The sequence below is a fragment of the Exiguobacterium sp. S3 genome, assembly GCF_018617295.1.
In the GTDB taxonomy this organism is placed as follows: domain Bacteria; phylum Bacillota; class Bacilli; order Exiguobacteriales; family Exiguobacteriaceae; genus Exiguobacterium; species Exiguobacterium profundum.
Map to the genome: position 1 here is coordinate 1 of NZ_JACSJW010000018.1, position 771 is coordinate 771.

The window sequence follows — 771 nt, forward strand, 5'->3', positions numbered from 1 at the left end:
CGTTCCCATGCCGAACACGGAAGTTAAGCGTCTCAGCGCCGAAAGTAGTTGGGGGATCTCCCCCTGTGAGGATAGGACGTTGCCAGGCTACATATTGGAGGATTAGCTCAGCTGGGAGAGCACCTGCCTTACAAGCAGGGGGTCGGCGGTTCGATCCCGTCATCCTCCACCATTTACACCTGCCGGTGTAGCTCAGTTGGTAGAGCATCTGACTTGTAATCAGAGGGTCGAGGGTTCGAATCCTTTCGCCGGCACCATTTGATCTTTTTAAAAAGTCTACCGCTAGAAATTATACCTTGCCGGGGTGGCGGAATTGGTAGACGCACAGGACTTAAAATCCTGCGAGGGTTTCCTCGTGCCGGTTCAAGTCCGGCCCTCGGTACCATTAATATTTTCCCATGATGATTATTCGTCTCGCACCCTTAGCTCAGCTGGATAGAGCGTTAGACTACGAATCTAAAGGCCGGGAGTTCGAATCTCTCAGGGTGCACCATTTTTAGACGGGAAGTAGCTCAGCTTGGTAGAGCACTTGGTTTGGGACCAAGGGGTCGCAGGTTCGAATCCTGTCTTCCCGACCATCATCACTTATATTGGGGCCTTAGCTCAGCTGGGAGAGCGCCTGCCTTGCACGCAGGAGGTCAGCGGTTCGATCCCGCTAGGCTCCACCAATTTTATTTTTTTACAGACGAACTTTGAAAACTGAACGATGAGGCAAAAATAAGTTTTACAATTTTTGAATGAAGCGCAAGCTTCGTCAATTTAAGAGCTATA

Annotated in this window: 6 tRNA genes and 1 rRNA gene; all 7 read left to right on the forward strand. The window is 50.3% G+C overall.

Annotation, left to right across the window (positions count from 1 at the left end):
- Positions 1-88, forward strand: a 5S ribosomal RNA gene (gene rrf / locus KNO65_RS15610); the annotation flags it as partial.
- Between the two features lie 8 nt (positions 89-96).
- Positions 97-172 (forward strand) — tRNA-Val (locus tag KNO65_RS15615).
- A gap of 9 nt (positions 173-181) precedes the next feature.
- Positions 182-257, forward strand: a tRNA-Thr gene (locus KNO65_RS15620).
- A 41-nt stretch (positions 258-298) separates the two neighbouring features.
- Positions 299-385 (forward strand) — tRNA-Leu (locus KNO65_RS15625).
- 31 nt (positions 386-416) lie between these two features.
- Positions 417-493, forward strand: a tRNA-Arg gene (locus tag KNO65_RS15630).
- An 8-nt stretch (positions 494-501) separates the two neighbouring features.
- A tRNA-Pro gene (locus KNO65_RS15635) sits at positions 502-578 on the forward strand.
- 14 nt (positions 579-592) lie between these two features.
- A tRNA-Ala gene (locus tag KNO65_RS15640) sits at positions 593-668 on the forward strand.
- Positions 669-771: the final 103 nt, after the last annotated feature.